Genomic DNA, 17,573 nt, shown 5'->3' with positions numbered 1-17,573 from the left:
CGGCTACCGCCTCATCCACCTCGCCGGCCGCGTCGCCACCCCCGGCGAGGCCGAACGGCTCCTCGGCACCCCCGCGCGCCATGGTGGTCTTTCAGACCGGGCGGAGGTCGGGCAGGATGGCGCGGCGGGCGGGCTTCGGCCCGGCGGGGCGGCTTCGGAGGGGTTCGGGGGCAGGGGTGGGGGACCAGGAGCTTCGGGACGCGTTCTACCGGGATCCGTACCCGGTCTACGAGCGGGCCCGGCGGGCCGGCGGGCTGACGTACCTGCCCGAGGCCGACGCGTGGCTGGTGGCGCGGGACGAGGACGTGCGGGAGGTGCTGCGGCGGGACGGGGACTTCTCCTCCGCCAACGCCCTGCTGCCCGACGTCGCCGTGTCCGAGGCGGCGCTCGGGGTGCTGGCGGGCGGGTTCGGGCCCCGGCGGACCGTCGTCTCCTCGGACGGGGCCGACCACCGCCGCCACCGCGCCCCGCTGAACCGGGCGCTGTCGACCGCGCGGTCGGCGGCGCTGCTGCCGTACGCGCGGGAGTGCGCGCACGGGCTGGTCGACGGGATCGCCGGCGCCGGTCGTGCCGAGCTGGTGGCGGCGTACGCGCGCAGGCTGCCCGGGCTGGTGGTGGGGCGGCTGGTCGGGCTGGACCCCGCGGACGTGCCGGCCGCGGTGCACGGCGGGTACCGGGCGGAGGAACTGCTGTTCCGCCCGCTGTCCGTGCCGGAGCAGGTGGCCGCCGCCGAGGACGTGGTCGCCCTGCAACGGCTGCTGGACGGCTACGTCCGCGAACGCCGGGCCCGCCCCCGCGAGGACCTCTGCTCCGACCTGGCCTCCGCCGCCGCCCCACCGGGCGGCGCGCTGGGCGAGGAGCAGCGGCACGAGCTGGTGGCGCACCTGCAGAACCTGCTGATCGCCGGTTTCCTGACCAGCAGCGCGCTCATCGCCACCACCCTGCTGCACCTGCTCTCCGACCGGCGCCAGTGGGAGCTGCTGTGCTCCGACCCGGCGCTCGTGCCGGCGGCCGTGGAGGAGGGCCTGCGGTTCGACACGGCCATCCAGGCCTTCCGCCGGGTGACGACCCGGCCGCTGGAACTCGCCGGGACGCGGCTGCCCGCCGGCGCCGCCCTGCTGGTGGCGTACGCGTCCGCCAACCGCGACGGCCGGCGCCACGAGGAGCCCGGCGTCTTCGACATCGGCCGGGGAGGGGACCGCTCGCACGTGGCCTTCGGGTACGGCCCCCACGCCTGCCCGGGCTCCCATCTGGCCCGGGGCCAGCTGCGGATCACCCTGGAACTGTTCACCGGGGCCCTGCCGGGCCTGCGGCTCGACGGCGCCCGGCCCGCGCCCCGGATGTGCCCCACGCTGATCCACCGCTCGCCGGAGGCCCTGCACGTGACCTGGTGAGCCCCGCCGGGTGGGAGGATGCTGCTGACGCATCGGACGAGGCGGGCGGGGACGGGCAGTGGAGGGCGGGCGAGCGGTGGCGGACGGCCGGACGGAGCGGGGGCGGCGGACCCGGGAGAGGATCGCGGACGCCGTCCTCGAACTCCTCGACGAGGGGGTCGTGGAGTTCCCCGCGGAGCGCGTGGCCGAACGTGCCGGGGTCTCGCGCCGGCTGGTGTTCCACCACTTCGCCGACATGTCCGAGCTCGTCGACCTCGCCATCACCCGCCGGCTGGAGCAGCTGGCCGAGCAGATCCGGCCGCTGCCCGTGACGGGGCCGCGCCGGGTCCGGGCGGCGGCCCTGGCCGAGCAGCGGGCCCGCATCCTGGAGTGGATCACCCCGGCCCGGCTGACGCTGATGCGGATCGACCACCCCTCGCCGCGCATCCGGCAGGTCACGGACGAGGCCTTCGCGGACGCCCGCCGGCGGGTCGCGGAGATCTTCGCCGAGGAGCTCGGCCGGCTCGACGGGGAGCGGGCGGCCGCGCTGCTGGACGGGCTGGACGCGGTCACCACCTGGGGGGCCTGGCACCACTGGCGCTCCGGCGGGAAGAGCCCGGAGCAGGCCCGCGCGGCGATGGAGGCCACCGTGCTCAGCCTGCTGGTCTCGGCCGACCACCCGCAGGACCGACACCGCCCGCAGGACTGACGCCGGTTCAGCCGAGGGCCACCTCCCCGGCCCGTGCGGTCACGGTCACCCCGTCCGGGCCGGCCGAGACGCCGGTGGGCCGCAGGCCCAGGGGCAGTTCGGGCAGGGTCCGGGTCTGCCGGGCGAGCGCCTGGCCGATCAGCGGGCTGTCCGGGTCCAGGGGCCGTCCGCCGAGCGAGGCGGACTCCGCGCGCAGCGACAGGACCGAGCCCTCCAGCCGGACCTCGGCGGTCAGGTCGAGCGGGACGCCGAGGACACTGCGCCGGACGAGCAGCCTGCCCCCGCCCGCGTCGGAGAGCCGGGTGGCGGTGTCCGTCCCGTCGCCGAGGGAGGCGTACGGGGCGGTGAACCGCGCCGAGGCCGCGGACGCCCGGTAGCCGCCGCCGCGCGGGGAGACCCCGTCGAGGGTGAGGTCCGCCGTGACCGGCCGGCCGGCGCCGGTCGTCCCGTCGGCGCGCACCCGGACCTCGGGGTAGCGGTCGCGGGCGGCCTGGAGGAGGAAGGGCAGGCCCTCGATGGAGACCTCCGGGCGTGCGGTCAGGCCCGGCTGCCGCCGGGCGATCCGGTCCGCGAGCCGGCCCTCCGTCAGGCCGCGCGCGGCGCAGTCCGCGACGGGCAGGGCGAGCAGCAGGACGGCGGCGGCCGCGGCGAGCGCCGTACGGGGGCGCCGGAGCGAGCGGGCGGAGGGCATGCGGAACCTCGTCGGGGTGTGCGTCGGGGCCGGCTTCGTCATCGGGGGCCTCACCGGGCGGGGAGGGTGCCGGCGGCGGGGTGCGGGGCGGCGGGGCCGTCCGGACGGGCCGCCCCGGTGTACGGGCCCTCACCCGTACCGGCGGGCTGCGGCAGGGCGTGGGCGGTGCCCTCGATGTCCAGCTCGGGCAGGACGCGGTCGAGCCACCCGGGCAGCCACCAGCCCCGGTCCCCGAGCAGGGCCATCGTGGCGGGGACGAGCAGCCCGCGCACCACGGTGACGTCGAGTGCCACGGCGGCGGCCAGCCCGGTCCCGAACATCTTCACCACGGGGTCGTCCGAGAGCAGGTAGGCGAGGAAGACGCTGACCATGATCAGGGCGGCGGAGGTGATGATCCGGCCGGTCGAGGCGAGTCCGAGGACCACGGCCCGGCGGGCGTCGCGGCCGTCGAGGTAGCGCTCGCGGACGGCGGTGAGCAGGAAGACCTCGTAGTCCATGGAGAGGCCGAACAGGACGGCGAACATCAGCAGCGGGACGTATCCGGGCACCGGCACCGGCCCCTCCAGCCCGATGGCCCGCGCGCCCCAGCCCCACTGGAACACGGCGGTGAGGACCCCGTAGGCGGCGGCCACCGACAGGAGGTTGAGCACGGCGGCCTTGAGGGCGAGCAGGGGCGATCGGAAGGCGGCCAGGAGCAGCAGCGCGGCCACGGCCACCACCACGCCGATGACGGCGGGCAGCCGGTCCGCGAGGCGGTCGTTGAGGTCGGCGACGGCCGCGGGCGCCCCGCCGACGTGCGCGGTGCCCGCGCCGTCGGCGGTGGCGGCGGGCAGCACGTCCGTGCGCAGGGTCCGGACGAGCCGCGCGGTGGCCGGGTCCCCGGGGGCGGTGGCGGGCGTGACCTGCCAGCGCACGGTACGGGCGCCGGGGGCGGTCTGCGCGGGGCTCACCGAGGCGACGCCGGGGGTGCGGGCCAGGGCCGTCGAGACCTTGGCGACGCGGGGGTCCTGCGGTCCGGCGGGGGCGGTGGGGAGGGTGTCCGTCACCTGGAGGGGGCCGTTGGCCCCCGGGCCGAACGCTGCCGACAGCCGCTCGTACGCGGTGCGGCTGGCCGAGCCGGCCGGTTTGTCCCCGGCGTCGAGCTGGCCGAAGGCCAGCCCGGTGGCGGGGGCGGCGAGCAGGAGGAGCAGGGCGAGGCCGGCGAGGAGGTGGCGCCAGGGCCGGGCGACGACCCGCTCGGCCACCCGCTCCCAGCCCCGCACGGGCCGTCCCGCGCCGGCGGCGGGGCCGGTGGCGGCCGGGGCGGCGGGGTGGGCGGCCGGGTCGGCACCCACGCCGGAGGCCGGGGCGGTGAGGTGCGCGGCCGGGGCGCCGGCGGCCGGGGCGGTGGCGCCGAGGAAGCGGGTCAGGAGGCTCAGCAGGGCGGGGAGCAGGGTGAGGGTGGCGGCGACGGCGACGAGGACCGCCACCGCCGGGGCCAGTGCGAGGGCGTGCAGCAGGGGCAGTCCGCCGAGGGCGAGCCCGGCCAGCGCGGCGATCACCGCGCCGCCGGCGAAGGCGGCGGCCTTGCCCGCGGTGGCCGTGGCGAAGGCGGCCGCCTCCGGGCCGTCCAGCCCCCGGCCGCGCAGCTCCCGGAAGCGGGTGAGGCTGAACAGGGTGTAGTCGATGCCGACGCCGAGGCCGATCATGGCGGCGATGGTGGTGCCGGACGACGGCATGTCCATGAGGTGTCCGGCCAGGCCTATCGCGGCCAGGGAGACGGCCAGCCCGGCGATGCCTGTGACGAGGGGCAGGCCCGCGGCCGCCGCCTTGCGGAAGCCGAGGAGCAGCACCACCGCCGCGGCGGCCAGGCCGATCAGTTCGCTGTGGCCGGTGTCCGGCCGGTCCACGGCCGCGCCGAGGTCCCCGCCCGGGGTGACCTCGATGCCGGCGGCCCGGGCGGGGGCGGCGGCGTCGGTGATCTCGCCGGTGAGGGCGGGGGTGATGTCCCGGCCGGTGACGTCCAGGCCGAGGGTGAGGTAGGCCGTGTGCCCGTCCCGGCTGACCGCCGGACCGCCCGCGTGCCCGTACGGCGAGGTGACGGCGACGACGTGCGGTACGGCGGCGATGGCCCGGGCGCTGTGCTCCACGGCGGCCCGGGCCGCCCCGTCCGTCAGGACCGGCCCGTCCGGCGCGGTGTGCAGGACGAGCGGCTGGCTGCCCGAGGCGGGTCCCGGGAAGGCCCCGGCGCCGGTGTCGAGGGCGGCCTGGCTGTCGCTGCCGGGGATCCGTACGGCCTCGCTGGTCACCCGGCCGTAGCCGAGGACGGCGCCGCCGAGCGCCAGGAGCAGCAGGAGCCACGCCGCGACCACCCGTTTCGGCCGCCGGGCGCACCAGCGCCCCAGTGCGAGGAACATCCGCCACTTCCCTTCCGCCCGGCGGCGGCGGGCCGCGCCGGAGTCGATCGCCATTCATTGCACTCCGCGTGCAGCTTTACGCTTGCACTGCTGGTGCAATAATGTCAATCGGGGCCGGCGCGGTACGGGCTCCTCAGCGCAGGGTCCAGTGGAACTTGCCGCCGCCGACCCAGCGGACCTCGTCCAGGTCGTCGAGATCGTGGATGGTGATCCCCAGCTCGGCGGCGATCAGCAGGACGTCCGTCATCGACGTCGCCCGGCCGACGACCTCTCCGTCGAGCTCGACGATCCGGAAGGGCGGGTCACCCGGCTGGACGCCGAGGACGGTGATGCGCGCCGGGGAGATGTGGGGTGCCGATCCTTCAGTCATGGGAAAACGGTTCCACGAGGTGGGCGGTGACGGACGCGGCGACACGTTTTCCGGAGGCCGATCCGCCGCTCCCGGCGCCCCGGGCGCCCCTCATCCCGTGCGGACGAGCCCTTCGACGGCGCGCAGGACCCGTCCCGCCCCGTCCTCGGTCCGCATGTGACGGGCGGCCGCCCGCGCGGCCCGAGCGTACGGCTCGTGGCGCACCGCCCGGTCCAGGGCGCCGGCGAGGCCCCCGGCGGTGAGGGAGCCGAAGGGGAGCGGCGCGGGGGCGGCGCCGGCCGCGGCGAGGCGGCGCGCCCAGAACGGCTGGTCCGCCGTCACGGGGACGGTCACCGCCGGGACTCCGGCGCGCAGCGCGGCCGCCGAGGTGCCGGCCCCGGCGTGGTGGACGACCGCGGCGAGCCGGGGGAACAGGAGGGCGTGCGGGACGTCCCCGACGGTGAGGACGTCCGGGCCGGCGTCCGCCGCGAGCCCGGCGGCCCCGCTCTGCAGGATGCCGCGCAGCCCGGCGCGGCGCAGGGCGCGTACGGCGAGTTCGCCGAGCCGCTCCCCCTCGCCGGAGGCCATGCTGCCGAAGCCGATGAGGACGGGCGGGGGGCCGGCGGCGAGGAACTCCTCCAGCCGCGCGGGGAGCCCTTCGGCGGGGTCGACGTACGGCCACCAGTTGCCGACGACCTCCAGGCCGGGCCGCCAGTCGGAGGGGGCCGGCGCCAGGGCCGTGCTGTAGCCGTGCAGGACGGGCCAGTGCGCCCGTTCCGTCCTCCGGCGCATGGCGGAGGCGGCGAGCGGCGGCAGCCCGAGCCGCTCGCGCAGCCCGGCGGCGCCCGGTTCGCTGATCCGGTCGGCCATGCGCAGGGCGAACCGTCCGGCCGCGCGGTTGCCGGCCCGGCCCAGGGAGCGGGCGCCGGTGACGACGGGCGGGAACTCGCCGGTGGGGGCGGTGGGCTGGAGGTAGACGCCGAGGGCGGGTGTTGCGGTGGCCTCGGCGAGGTGCCAGCCGAGGGGGGCGGTGGTGGCGGACAGCAGGAGCAGGTCCGTCCCCTCCTCGACGGCGTCGGCGAATCCCCGGCCCAGTTCGGTGAGGAACGCGGCGGCGGTGCGCATCAGTTCGCGCCGGCCGGTGACGTCGCCGCGCGGCCGGGTGTCGCCCGGGAGGGCGCGGAACTCCAGGCCGGCCGCCCGCACCAGGGGGCCGAAGCCCTCGGTGGCGGCCAGGGCGACCTCGTGGCCGGCGGCGCGCAGCGCGGCGCCCAGGCCCGTGTAGGGGGCGACGTCCCCGCGCGATCCGGCGGCGGCGATCAGAATCCTCACCGGCCCTCCCCCGCCGTCGTGGGGGCGTCGGTGCGGCGGCCGGCGTTGGCGTGGACGGCCTCGCGGAGGTAGCCGGCCAGGCCCGGGCGCTGCTGCGAGGGGGGTACGACGAGGGCGAAGGCGCGCGGGTCGGCGAGGAAGTCGTCGGCTATGCGCCGGTGCACGGCGGGCGTGCAGGTGGTGAACCACCGCGAGACGTGCAGGCGGTGTTCCTCGGCGAGGTCCAGGGCCCGTTCGCCGTCGCTCGGTTCCCCCTCGTCGAAGGCGGTGAGCAGTTCGGCGCGCCAGGCGGTGGCCTCGCGCATCAGCCGGCGCCAGTCCTCCTTGGTGTGGGCGGCGGCGCGCGCCATGGCCTCGCGGCCACCCTCCGAGGCGGTCCACCTGCCTTCCGCCTCCGTGGCGTAGCTGAGGTCGAAGGTGATCTCCCCGAAGACCTCGAAGCGTTCCTCAGGGGTCAGCGCGACCCCGGTCCGCTGGACCTCCACGGCCCGGGCGGCCACCTCGGCCAGCCGCTGGAGCCTGCTGATCTCCTCGGCGAGCCGCCGCTGCCGGGCTTCCAGGTGTTCCAGGGCGTTCGCCTGCGGATCGTCGAGGATGGCGGCCGTCTCCTCGACGGTGAAGCCGAGTTCGCGGTAGAAGAGGATCTGCTGGAGGCGCGCCAGGTCGGCTTCGCCGTAGAGCCGGTAGCCGGCGTGGCTGCGGCTGCCGGGTGAGAGCAGCCCGGTCCTGTCGTAGTGGTGCAGCGTACGCACCGTCACCCCGGCGAAAGCCGCCACCTGTCCCACCGAATAGCTCATGCCACCTGCCCTTTCGTCGGGGTCCAGCCTGGAGCCTGACGTGGGGGGAGGGTCAACTCCGGCCGCTGGTCAGCGCTTCAGCTCCGGGGCCAGGAGGTCCATCAGGAGGCCGTCGTGCCAGGTGCCGTCCGGGCCGCGCTCGTACTGGCGCATGATGCCGACCGGCCGGAAGCCGACCTTCTCGTAGCAGCGGATGGCCGGGGCGTTGTCGGCCGCCGGGTCGATGACGAGGCGGTGGTGGCCCCGGTCGTCGATGAGGTGGCGGGCGAGGGTGCGCACGGCGTCGGTGCCCAGGCCCCTGCCGTGGACGGCGGGGTCGAGGAAGAGGTCGATGCCGGCGTGCCGGTAGTCCGGCTCGTCCTCGGAGTACCACTGGATCATGCCGATGATCCGCTCCCCGTCACGGATGGTGAGGCAGACCGTGCCGGGGTCCTCGAGATCGCCGGCGATCTCCGCCTCGAGGTCGTCCCCGCCCCGCCACCGCGCGCGGACCTCCGGGGCGGCCCGGATGGCGGCCAGGGCGGGGACGTCCTCGGTGAGGGTGGGGCGCAGGACGACGGAGGAACCTCGCAGCACGGTCATGAGCAGGCAGGGTATGCGACCGGGAGCCGTCACCAGCCCAGGAGCGGGGCCACGTCGAAGACCGGGGGGAGGGTGCCCTGGGGATCCAGGTTGACGAACGTGCGGCCGTACAGGGCCGTCCGCCCGCCCATCGGGAGGTCCCGCAGGACCGCCGGTTCGCCCGCCTGGGCGCCGGTGCGGGGGTCCAGCTCCCACAGGTGGGCGTACGCGCCCTCGGAGACCGCGGCGAGGCGGCCCTCCCGGTCGATCCCCAGGGTGCGGACCGACGAGTCGTCGCCGAGGGGGCGGCTCCACAGGAGGCGGCCGTCGGTCAGTGAGAAGGCGGCCAGGACCTCCCGCTCCTCCCGCTCCGGGACCGCCACGACCAGGACGTCCCCGAGGCGGATCCGGCGGTCGTCCTTCGACGGGACGTACGGGGAGTCCCCGTCCCGGCGGGTGCGGCCCTCCGCGTCGAAGGTGAGGAGGCGGTCGCCGGCGATGACGGCGGCCGGGGCGGCCGAGACGAGGCGGGCCGGTTCGATCCCGGTGGGGAGCGGGGTCTGGCGGGTCCGGGCTCCGGTGGCGGCGTCCAGGGTGAGGAGTCCGGCGCCGGAGGCGGAGCGGGTGACGGCCAGGACGCGGTCCGGCCCGGCCAGCAGGTCCGTGGCGGTGGCGCCCTGCGGGAGCGGGGAGCGCCAGCGTTCGGCGCCCGTGCGCAGGTCGTGGGCCACGACGGCGCCGTTCGTGGCGGTGACGGCGAGGGAGCCGCCGGCGGCCACGGTGCCCGACGGGTCCGTAAGGGCCTTCGCCCACAGCTCCCGTCCGCTGTCCAGGTCCACCGCCCTGACCCGGGCGCCGCAGGCGCCGTCCCACGCGTAGAGCAGCAGGCCGGTGCGGGCGGGGGTTTCGGCGCTCATGGCGCAGATCTCCGACCCGTCCGGGGACGGGCCGAGGCGCCAGCCGCGCCGGCCCCCGCCGTCGTACAGGGTCGCCCCGTCGGTACGGACGCGGATCACGGAGGCGGAGACCGGCTCGCCCCAGGAGCCCAGCGGGCCGCCCGCCGACGGACCCTCGGGGGCCTGGTGCCCGAAGAGGGTCAGGTGCGGTCCGCGCAGCCAGGAGAACCCCTGCCAGGCCGGGACCAGTGCCGCGAGGGCGACGAGGACGGCCAGCGCCCAGCCGGCGGCCGACCGGTACGCGCGGACCCGCAGCACCGCCCACCACAGCAGGCCCGCCCCGGCCGCGGCCGCGGCCGCCCACAGGAGCAGCCACCCGAGCCCGCGCGGGCAGCCGCCGGCACCGCACACGGTCGCCGTCATGTCGACGAGGAGGGACTTCCCGCACAGGACGGCGTACAGCAGGGCCACCGCCGTGAACACGCAGGCCCCGGTGAGCCGTACGGCCGCGGACACCCGCCCCGTGCGCGACGAGCTGTCTTCCACACTTCCCCCACCTGCCCGGACGCCGCGTGCGAACGTCCGGCGAACGCTGTTAGTTTCGGACTTCATCCGTCTCCGAAAGTAGTCGACGTGCTCGTTGTCCGTTCGATCGCCCTCTTCGCCGCCGCCGCCCTGTTCGAGATCGGCGGCGCCTGGCTGGTCTGGCAGGGGGTGCGGGAGCACCGGGGGTGGGCGTGGATCGGCGCGGGGGTGATCGCGCTCGGCGTCTACGGGTTCGTCGCGACGCTCCAGGAGGACGCGAACTTCGGCAGGATCCTGGCCGCGTACGGCGGGGTGTTCGTCGCCGGGTCCCTCGCCTGGGGCATGGTCCTCGACGGGTACCGCCCCGACCGGGCGGACGTCATCGGCGCCGTCATCTGCCTGCTCGGGGTCGGGGTGATCATGTACGGGCCGCGCGGATAGCCGCGTACGCCGCGCCCGAGGGTCGCAAACCCTGGGCCGCCGGGCCTCCTTCGGCCGAGACTGGCCCGATGGACATCGGAATAGCCCTGCCCCAGTACGGCGGTCACGCCCGCCCCGAGTGGATCGCGCCGTTCGCCCGTCAGGCCGAGGAGGCCGGCTTCGGCTGGCTGTGGGTCGGCGACCGGGCCCTCGCGCCGGTCTCGCCGAGCGACCTGTACCCCGGTCACACGGCCGACGACCCCTACCCGCCCGGGTTCCGCACCTTCCTCGACCCGCTGACCGTGCTGACCGCCGCCGCCGGGGCGACCACCCGGGTCCGGCTGGCCACGAGCACCCTCAACGCCCCCTGGTACCCGCCGCCGCTGCTGGCCCGCACCCTCACCACCCTCGACGTGCTCAGCGCGGGACGGCTGGTCGCCGGGCTGGGCATCGGCTGGCTGCGCGACGAGTACACCGCCGTCGACGCCGACTTCACCCGGCGCGGCGCCCTGCTGGACGAGGTCCTCGACATCCTGCACGGCTACTGGACCCGGGAGGTGTTCGGCCACGAGGGCCCGCGGTGGACGATCCCCGAGTCGTACGTCGGCCTGCGCCCGGCCCGGCCGGGCGGGCCGCCCGTGCTGCTCGGCGGCGTCTCCGCCGCCGCGATGCGCCGGGTCGGCCGCCGCGCCGACGGCTGGGCCGGGGTGCTCCTGCCGCCGGACATGGCGGCGGGGCTGTGGGACACCGCGCGGCGGGCCGCCGAGGAGGCCGGCCGGGATCCGGGGGCGCTGACCCGGCACATCCGGCACAACGTCCGGCCCGGGACCGGGGCCGACGAGATCGCCGCCGTACTGGACGGGGTCCGCGCCTCGGGCGCGGACAGCGCGTTCATCGACCTCCAGCAGTGCGTGGCCGGCCCCGAGGAGGCCCTGGAACTGGGGGTCGCGGCGCTGCGACGCGTCCAGGCGGGCTGACCCGACGCCCCGCCTTTCAGCCCGGGCGGTGGCCGTGGGCGGCCCAGGCCCTCGCGTGGAGCGGGACCGTTCCGTCCGCCGCCCGGGGCAGCGCGTCCCGCAGCCGTTCGCGCAGCGCGGCGCGGCGGTCCTCGGGGAGGCCGGCCAGGTAGGCGGGGGCCGGTCCCTGCCCGCCGAGGAAGGGGTTCCAGTAGTCCTCGAAGTCCCGGAAGGGGGTCGGTACGCGGATCTCCCCGGTCGTCACGTCCCGCACTCCCGCGCCGGCCAGGAGTGCGCCGAGTGCCGCGCGGGTGCACAGGGGGAACCGGACGGCCTCGTCCAGGGCGCGGACCCCGGGGTCCAGGGCGGTCACGGCGTCCCAGAAGGCGCGGATGGCCTCCATGCCGCCCTCCCCGTAGTCCCAGAGGTAGACCCCCACCAGGCCGCCGGGGCGGACGACGCGCACCATCTCGGCGGCCGCCCGGGCCGGGTCGGGGACGAAGTTGAGGACGAGGCCGCTGACGACCGCCGAGGCGCTGGATCCGGCGAAGGGCAGGTGCTCGGCGTCGGCCCGCAGGAACCGGGCGCGCCGGTCGCCGACGTGCCGGCGGGCATAGGCCAGGTAGCCCTCCGACGGGTCGACGCCGATGACGTCGGCCGGTTCGGCCGCGTCCAGCACCGCCTGGGTGAAAGCCCCCGTTCCGCATCCGACGTCGCGCCAGCTGCCGCCCGGGGCCGCGTCCAGCCGGCGGACGAACCGCGCTGCCACCAGGCGGCTCCACCGTCCGACGTACGGCTCGTACGCCTCACCCGCCGCCCACATGAGCCCCTGCCCTTCCGGCCGCCCGCGCCCGTCCGGGCCATGATGCCGGGCGGGCGGCCCGGGGGGCGGCGGCGCACCGGGGCGGGTGCCTCAGTGGGTCCCGTCGGCGGCGGTGAGGGTGCGGAAGCGGTCCGGGAGGGTGCGGAGCCAGGCCGCGCGGTCGGCGGCGATCTCCCTCAGCCGGGCGTCGTCGTTGCGGGCGACGAGGTGGCCCATGTAGCGCTCGTCGAAGCGGGTGTACTCCCGGTGCAGGACCCGCAGGGCGCGTGCCACCCGCCGTTCGTCGGCCTGCGCGAGGAAGGCGAGGTGGGGGACGTGGGCCTTCCAGCGGCCCTCGACGGCCTGGCGCAGCAGGCCGACGAGTTCCCCGTCGCGGTCCAGGAGGTCCAGCAGGTCCTCCGAGGACAGGCCGAGGGCGTCCGCCAGGAGCAGGTTCTGGCGGTCGGTGCCGGCCCAGTGGTGCTCGGCCTCGGCCCGGGCGTACGCGTACGGGTCCATGCCGATGCGCAGGGCCAGGCGTTCGGCCGTGAACCCGCGGGCCAGGCGGTGTTCGCGCAGGGTGGCGGGCCGTACGGCCATGAGGACCGCGACCGGGCACCACAGGGCGTCGGCCAGGGCGAGGAGCTCGGGTTCGGAGGGGGTGTGCGTCCCCTCCTCCCAGGCGTGGACGGCCTCCGGCGGCCGGTGCAGGCCCAACTGGGCCATGGCGGCGGCGGCCTGGGCGGGTGTCATGCCCAGGCGCAGTCGCGCGGCCCGGGCCTCGGCGGGGGAGAACGGGGGTGCGGACACGGGCGGGTCACCTCGCCGGCCGGGTGTCGGCGAAGGCGTCCCAGTCGATCTCCTCCCGCACCGTGCGGGCGGCCGGGGTGTGGAAGAACAGGTTCAGCAGGACGGCCGTGAGGCTGCCGAGGGTGATGCCGCTGCCGAGGACGGCCCGCAGCTCCGTGGGCATGTGCTCGAAGAACGGGCCCACCGCGGCCGGGAGCATCGCGGCGCCCAGGCTGAGCGCGAGGATCAGGGCGTTGCGCTCCTCGCGCAGGTCGACCTTGGCGAGGATCTGGATGCCGACGGTGGCGACCATGCCGAACATGGCGACGGCCGCGCCGCCGAGGACCGGGTGCGGGACGGAGGCGACCACCGCGCTGGCCTTGGGGACCAGGCCCAGGAGGATCATGAGGAATCCGGCGGCGACCACGACGAACCGGCTGGTGACCCGGGAGATCCGCACCAGGCCGATGTTCTCGGCGAAGGCCACGTACGGGAAGGAGTTGAACACGCCGCCGAGGACGGTGGCGACGCCGTCGGCGCGCAGCGCGCGGCCGACCGTCTCGCCGTCGACCTCGCGGCCGGTGATCTCGCCCATGGCGTACACGTCTCCGGTGGTCTCGACCATGGTGATCACCATGACGACCACCATCGCGAGCATCGGGAAGAGGTGGAACTGCGGTACGCCGTAGTGGAACGGGGTGCTCACGCCGATCCAGTCGGCCTGCTCCACCGCGCCGAGGTCGGCGTCGCCGAGCAGCCAGGCCGCGGCCGTCCCGCCGACGAGGCCGAGCAGGATCGCGACGCTGCGCAGGAACGGTCCGCCGAAGCGGGACAGGAGCAGGATGAGCAGGAGCGTGCCGCCGGCGTACGCGAGGTGGGCCGGGGCGCCGTAGCCGGGCTTGCCGACCAGGTCGGAGCCCCCGCCCACGTCCTGGAGGGCGACGGGTATGAGCACGATGCCGATGACGGTGAGGAGGGTGCCGGTGACGATCGGGGGGAAGTACTTGGCGAGCCGTCCGACGAAGGGCGCCAGCAGGAACGTGGCGATCCCGCCCGTGATCACGGCTCCGTAGACCACCAGCAGTCCGGCGGTGCCGCCGCCCGCGCCCTGGCCGATGGCGATCATCGGGGAGACGGCGGTGAAGGTGGCGCCCTGGACGAGCGGGAGGCGGGCGCCGATCCGCCAGAAGCCCCAGGCCTGGATGATCGTGGCGATCCCGGCCGTGACCAGGTCGGCGTTGATCAGGTAGACGAGTTCGCGGGGGGAGAGTCCCAGGCTGTTGCCCAGGATGATCGGTACGAGGACCGCGCCCGCGTAGAACGCGAGGACGTGCTGGAAGCCGTACAACGACAGCTGGGAGAACGGGGGGACCACGTCCACGGGGTGCTGGGCGGCTGCCGGGGTGCGTCGGCGCGAGGCCAGTGGTGCCATCTCTGCCTTGCCTTCGAGGGTAGGTGAATGAGAGGGGCGCGACACGGGGTCGCGTGAAGGGGGGAGTTGCCTCGGAGGAGGGCGCGTACGGGCGACCGCTCGGATCGGGCGGCTCGCGGGGCGTGGGACGGCACGGGGTTGCCGGTGCTCGTCCGGGCGCGGTGAGGCGGAACGGGGCCGATACTGTCGGAGGCCTCGGGGTTACGCAAGTCGTCGGCCGTGTTTTTATTAGTGAAACCCGCAGGTAACTTGCGAATCCATGGCTACGAAGCTTCTTGGCTTCGGATTCCGTTGCGTCCAGCGCCTTCTCGCAACTGTCTTCCGGGGGGCACGACTTCGCGTCGGCTACGTAACCGGAAGGCGCCGCCGGGCGGCCAGGAGCGTGCTGAGACCGAGGAGGAGCACCGCGGTCAGGCCCGCCTTCCAGGGCGGGCCCTCACCGGCGGGCACCGGGGACAGCCGGCGCCGGGCGTCATAGGCGACCCGGATCTCCGCACCGCGCGACACGGAGGAGGGCGCGTCCCGGAGCTCGTCCGGGTAGCCTCCGGGGCAGTTCAGATCGAGGCGGTACACCGTCCTCTCCGCGCCGCCCTCGCCGAACGAGGCCTCCACCTTCGTGTGCACCTCCCGGACGAGGCAGGTGGCCGTCTCCCCCCGCGCGGCCGTCCCCTCCGCGACCGCAACCGTCGACAGCAGCCCCAGGGCGAGGAACAGCGCGCCGAAGAGGCCCCCGGCCCCGCGGACCGGGACGAAGTACGCCACCGCCGCACCGAGGACCAGCACCGCCCCGCCGGCCAGCGCGAAGGAGGACGGCGGCGGCGCGGAGCCGCCGAAGCACCAGCGGGCCCAGAGGTACACGAGCGCGGCGGCGGCCACGGGCAGCGCCGCCACGGCGGGCCGCCGAGTCCCCGGCTCCTCCTCCGGCATGCGCACCACCCCTCCCCCACCCCCGGACGCACGCCGACGCCCCGGCGGTTGCGCCGGGGCGTCGACGGGCCGGGGCGGCCGGGAGGCGCCGCCCTGCGGGATCAGGACTTCGAGGTCAGGACTTCGAAGTCAGCGCCAGGGAGTGCGGGTTCGCCGGCTGGGCGGCCGGCGGGGCCACCTGCTGGGACACCTGCGGGGTGGCGGGGCGCCGTGCGGCGGAGGGCCTGCGGGCCGCCGGCCGGGCGGCCGGCGCCTCGGGCTCGTTCCACAGGCTGAGGTAGCGCTCGCCGGTGTCGGGCAGCAGCGTGACGATGGACGCGCCGACGTAGTCGGGGTGGGCGGCCAGCCGGGCGGCGGCGTGGGCGACGGCGCCGGAGGAGACCCCGGCGAAGATGCCCTGGCGGCGGGCGAGCTGCCGGGCCGCCGTCAGCGCCTCCTCGTCGGTGACGGTCACCACGCTGTCGATCAGCGAGACGTCGGTGGTGGGGGCCACGAAGCCGCCGTTGAGGCCGGGGATGCGGTGCAGGCCGCCGACGCCCTGGGTGAGGACCGGGGAGTTCTCCGGCTCGACCGCGACGACGCGGATCCCCGGGTTCTGCTCCTTGAGGTACCCGGCCGTGCCGCTGAGGGTGCCACCGGTGCCCACGCCGCAGACCAGGACGTCGACCCGGCCCTCGGTGTCGGTCCAGATCTCCGGGCCGGTGGTCTCGTAGTGGGCCCGTACGTTGTCGGGGTTCTCGTGCTGGCAGGGGAACCAGGAGTTCGGGGTCGCCGCGTGCAGTTCCGCGGCCTTGGCGATCGCGCCGGAGTAGCCCTGCTCGCGCGGGGTCCGCACGATCTCCGCGCCGAGCGCCTTGAGCAGGGCGATCCGCTCGGGGGTGGCGCTGTCGGGGAGCACGATGACGCAGCGGTAGCCGCGGGAGGCGCAGAGCGCGGCCAGGGAGATGCCGGTGTTGCCGGACGTCGCCTCGATCACCGTGCCGCCGCCGGGGGTGAGTTCGCCCCGCTGCTCGGCGGCCCGCAGCATGTAGAGGGCGGCGCGGTCCTTGCTGGTGGACATCGGGTTGGCGGCCTCGAGCTTGGCCAGGACCTGCGTACCCGGGGCGGTGTCCTCGAAGTGGAGGCGGATCAGCGGGGTCGAGCCGATCAGGTCCTCGATGCTGTCGGCTATGGGGCGCGGCTTACGGCTTTCCACGTGTGGTTCCTCACAAGTCGGGTCGTGCGGCTGCCTGTCGGGGGTGGTCGTACGGTCCGCCCGTACGCCGACGCAGTCTTGGTGGGGGGAAGGTGCGAGGCGGGGAGGCGAGCGGCGGGGCGGTCGGCCTACCAGGAGCCGGCCGAGGCCGTCACCGCGTACAGGTCCTCCATGGGCTGCGGCTGCTCGCCCACGGCCTTGATCACGGCGGTGGCGGCGAGCACGCGGGCTCCCGGGGGGACGTCCTTGTTGACGAGGGCCTGGGCGCCGATGACGGCGTGCTCGCCGATGGTGACGGGGCCGAGGACCGTCGCGTTGGTGCCGAGCACGACGTGGTGGCCGACCACGGGGTGGCGGCGCTCGCCGACGGGCCGCTTGTTGTCGCTCCACCAGCCGACCGCGCCCAGGGTCACCTGGTGGTAGATCGTCACGTCGTCCCCGATCACCGCGGTCTCGCCGATCACGACGGCGGCGCCGTGGTCGATGAACACCCGCCGGCCGAGGACGGCGCCGGGGTGGATCTCCACCGAGGTCTTGCGGCGGGCCTGCCAGGCGATGATCCCGGCTGTCATGCGCATGCCACGTCGGTGCAGGCGGTGGGCGACGCGGTGCGCCCACAGCGCGGGCAGGGCCGCGTGCAGCAGGGCCTCGCGGCGGTTGCGCATGGAGGGGTCCTGGGCGACGACGACGTCCAGGTCCTCCTTCATGATCGCGAGCAGGCCGGGTTCCTTGTCACGCGCCATCAGACCAGCACCTCCGCACGCGCCCCGGCGGCGGCGAGCGCCGCGCGGGTCAGGCTCTCCAGCCGGGCCACGAGCTCCGGGTCCGTGAAGCGGCCGCCCTCGACGGATGCCTTGGCGGCACGGGCGACGCCGACGGGCTCGTGCTCGACGACCCGCGCGCCGCAGCGTTCGAGGACGGCGACCAGCCCGGCCTGCGCCTCGACCCCGCCGCGCCCCCCGGGGGAGGCGCTGGCCACGGCGGTCACCCGGCCGGTCAGCGGGCTCGGGGTCTCGCCCTCGGCCCGGGACAGCCAGTCGAGGGCGTTCTTCAGCGCACCGGGCATCTGGCCGTTGTAGGAGGGGGTGCTGATGAACAGCAGGCCGGCTCCGGCGACCAGCTCCTTGGCGGCGCGCACCGCCGCCGAGCCGTCGGCGAGCTCCAGGCCCGCCTCGTAGTACGGCAGTTCCGCGACGGCGAGGTCCACCGTCTCGTGCGCACCGGGAAGGCCCGCCAGGATGTGGCGCACCGTCTCCAGGACGGTGGTGTTCAGCGAGTCCCGTCGGGTACTGCCCGACAGCAGAACGATCTTCACCAGGGGAACTCCTCTGTTTCTCGGCCTCCCGGTCGGCAGGCTTCGTGCACGCACGGGACGGGTGGTCCCGGCAGGACCGCCGCGCCCGGGTCGGAGCGGCGATGGAGT

18 protein-coding genes are annotated in these 17,573 nt (G+C 76.0%); 4 read left to right on the top strand and 14 right to left on the bottom strand.

All coding sequences use genetic code 11. The features are described from left to right. Positions 1–176: 176 nt before the first annotated feature. Both AB0O29_RS19225 and AB0O29_RS19220 read left to right on the top strand, forming a co-directional pair. Positions 177–1,394 carry a cytochrome P450 gene (locus AB0O29_RS19225; RefSeq protein ID WP_365153131.1) on the top strand — a complete coding sequence of 406 codons (1,218 nt, stop codon included), beginning with the start codon at positions 177–179 and terminating at the stop codon, positions 1,392–1,394. Between the two features lie 76 nt (positions 1,395–1,470). After that, entirely contained in the window at positions 1,471–2,082 is a 612-nt protein-coding gene (locus AB0O29_RS19220; protein WP_365153130.1) for a TetR/AcrR family transcriptional regulator, read from the top strand. A 7-nt stretch (positions 2,083–2,089) separates the two neighbouring features. Here AB0O29_RS19220 and AB0O29_RS19215 read toward each other — a convergent pair whose 3' ends face one another. From AB0O29_RS19215 to AB0O29_RS19185, 7 genes are all read right to left on the bottom strand, one after another. Beyond that, positions 2,090–2,815 (bottom strand): DUF2993 domain-containing protein, encoded by a 726-nt coding sequence (locus AB0O29_RS19215; RefSeq protein WP_365153129.1) that lies wholly within the window; start codon positions 2,813–2,815, stop codon positions 2,090–2,092. An 8-nt stretch (positions 2,816–2,823) separates the two neighbouring features. Continuing rightward, a complete protein-coding gene (locus tag AB0O29_RS19210) occupies positions 2,824–5,223 on the bottom strand; it encodes an MMPL family transporter (protein WP_365153128.1) in 2,400 nt (799 codons plus the stop codon). A gap of 79 nt (positions 5,224–5,302) precedes the next feature. After that, on the bottom strand, positions 5,303–5,539 hold the full coding sequence (locus AB0O29_RS19205; RefSeq protein WP_365153127.1) for a hypothetical protein: 237 nt from the start codon (positions 5,537–5,539) through the stop codon (positions 5,303–5,305). 90 nt (positions 5,540–5,629) lie between these two features. Further along, positions 5,630–6,850 carry a glycosyltransferase gene (locus AB0O29_RS19200; protein ID WP_365153126.1) on the bottom strand — a complete coding sequence of 407 codons (1,221 nt, stop codon included), beginning with the start codon at positions 6,848–6,850 and terminating at the stop codon, positions 5,630–5,632. Beyond that, entirely contained in the window at positions 6,847–7,647 is an 801-nt protein-coding gene (locus tag AB0O29_RS19195) for a MerR family transcriptional regulator (RefSeq protein WP_365153125.1), read from the bottom strand. Before AB0O29_RS19195 ends, AB0O29_RS19200 begins: the two co-directional genes overlap by 4 nt. Positions 7,648–7,716: 69 nt before the next feature. Further along, positions 7,717–8,229: a GNAT family protein gene (locus tag AB0O29_RS19190; protein ID WP_365153124.1), complete on the bottom strand. Its 513-nt coding sequence runs from the start codon at positions 8,227–8,229 to the stop codon at positions 7,717–7,719. 29 nt (positions 8,230–8,258) lie between these two features. Further along, a complete protein-coding gene (locus AB0O29_RS19185; RefSeq protein WP_365153123.1) occupies positions 8,259–9,650 on the bottom strand; it encodes a PQQ-binding-like beta-propeller repeat protein in 1,392 nt (463 codons plus the stop codon). Between the two features lie 87 nt (positions 9,651–9,737). Here AB0O29_RS19185 and AB0O29_RS19180 point away from each other — a divergent pair, with 87 nt between their 5' ends. Then, positions 9,738–10,070: a YnfA family protein gene (locus tag AB0O29_RS19180; protein WP_365153122.1), complete on the top strand. Its 333-nt coding sequence runs from the start codon at positions 9,738–9,740 to the stop codon at positions 10,068–10,070. A gap of 68 nt (positions 10,071–10,138) precedes the next feature. Further along, on the top strand, positions 10,139–11,026 hold the full coding sequence (locus tag AB0O29_RS19175; protein WP_365153121.1) for a TIGR03619 family F420-dependent LLM class oxidoreductase: 888 nt from the start codon (positions 10,139–10,141) through the stop codon (positions 11,024–11,026). Between the two features lie 16 nt (positions 11,027–11,042). Here the strand turns inward: AB0O29_RS19175 and AB0O29_RS19170 are convergent, their stop codons facing one another. The 7 genes from AB0O29_RS19170 to AB0O29_RS19140 form a co-directional block, all read right to left on the bottom strand. Then, positions 11,043–11,774: a class I SAM-dependent methyltransferase gene (locus tag AB0O29_RS19170; RefSeq protein ID WP_365153120.1), complete on the bottom strand. Its 732-nt coding sequence runs from the start codon at positions 11,772–11,774 to the stop codon at positions 11,043–11,045. A gap of 144 nt (positions 11,775–11,918) precedes the next feature. Beyond that, a complete protein-coding gene (locus AB0O29_RS19165) occupies positions 11,919–12,617 on the bottom strand; it encodes a transcriptional regulator (protein ID WP_365153119.1) in 699 nt (232 codons plus the stop codon). Positions 12,618–12,624: 7 nt separating this feature from the next. Then, on the bottom strand, positions 12,625–14,028 hold the full coding sequence (locus tag AB0O29_RS19160; RefSeq protein ID WP_365153118.1) for a nucleobase:cation symporter-2 family protein: 1,404 nt from the start codon (positions 14,026–14,028) through the stop codon (positions 12,625–12,627). Positions 14,029–14,373: 345 nt separating this feature from the next. Next, positions 14,374–14,961 (bottom strand): hypothetical protein, encoded by a 588-nt coding sequence (locus AB0O29_RS19155; protein ID WP_365153117.1) that lies wholly within the window; start codon positions 14,959–14,961, stop codon positions 14,374–14,376. Positions 14,962–15,070: 109 nt separating this feature from the next. Further along, a complete protein-coding gene (locus tag AB0O29_RS19150; RefSeq protein ID WP_365153116.1) occupies positions 15,071–16,150 on the bottom strand; it encodes a cysteine synthase family protein in 1,080 nt (359 codons plus the stop codon). Between the two features lie 128 nt (positions 16,151–16,278). Continuing rightward, positions 16,279–16,893 carry a serine O-acetyltransferase EpsC gene (gene epsC, locus AB0O29_RS19145; RefSeq protein ID WP_365153115.1) on the bottom strand — a complete coding sequence of 205 codons (615 nt, stop codon included), beginning with the start codon at positions 16,891–16,893 and terminating at the stop codon, positions 16,279–16,281. Next, positions 16,893–17,465, bottom strand: coding sequence for an NADPH-dependent FMN reductase (locus tag AB0O29_RS19140; protein WP_365153114.1), 573 nt, complete (start codon positions 17,463–17,465; stop codon positions 16,893–16,895). Before AB0O29_RS19140 ends, epsC begins: the two co-directional genes overlap by 1 nt. Positions 17,466–17,573: the final 108 nt, after the last annotated feature.

It is taken from the genome of Streptomyces sp. NPDC089915, assembly GCF_040684675.1.
Taxonomy (GTDB): Bacteria; Actinomycetota; Actinomycetes; order Streptomycetales; family Streptomycetaceae; genus Streptomyces.
The sequence above is the reverse complement of the archived record's forward strand: the minus strand, read 5'-3'. Positions and strand labels throughout refer to the sequence as shown.

What these genes read in the sequence shown, in the direction of transcription:
- AB0O29_RS19215 (WP_365153129.1), bottom strand. Translation starts at nt 2,815, where the DNA reads ATGACGAAGCCGGCCCCGACGCACACCCCGACGAGGTTCCGCATGCCC.
- AB0O29_RS19210 (WP_365153128.1), bottom strand. Translation starts at nt 5,223, where the DNA reads ATGGCGATCGACTCCGGCGCGGCCCGCCGCCGCCGGGCGGAAGGGAAG.
- AB0O29_RS19205 (WP_365153127.1), bottom strand. Translation starts at nt 5,539, where the DNA reads ATGACTGAAGGATCGGCACCCCACATCTCCCCGGCGCGCATCACCGTC.
- AB0O29_RS19195 (WP_365153125.1), bottom strand. Translation starts at nt 7,647, where the DNA reads ATGAGCTATTCGGTGGGACAGGTGGCGGCTTTCGCCGGGGTGACGGTG.
- AB0O29_RS19190 (WP_365153124.1), bottom strand. Translation starts at nt 8,229, where the DNA reads ATGACCGTGCTGCGAGGTTCCTCCGTCGTCCTGCGCCCCACCCTCACC.
- AB0O29_RS19175 (WP_365153121.1), top strand. Translation starts at nt 10,139, where the DNA reads ATGGACATCGGAATAGCCCTGCCCCAGTACGGCGGTCACGCCCGCCCC.
- AB0O29_RS19160 (WP_365153118.1), bottom strand. Translation starts at nt 14,028, where the DNA reads ATGGCACCACTGGCCTCGCGCCGACGCACCCCGGCAGCCGCCCAGCAC.
- epsC (WP_365153115.1), bottom strand. Translation starts at nt 16,893, where the DNA reads ATGGCGCGTGACAAGGAACCCGGCCTGCTCGCGATCATGAAGGAGGAC.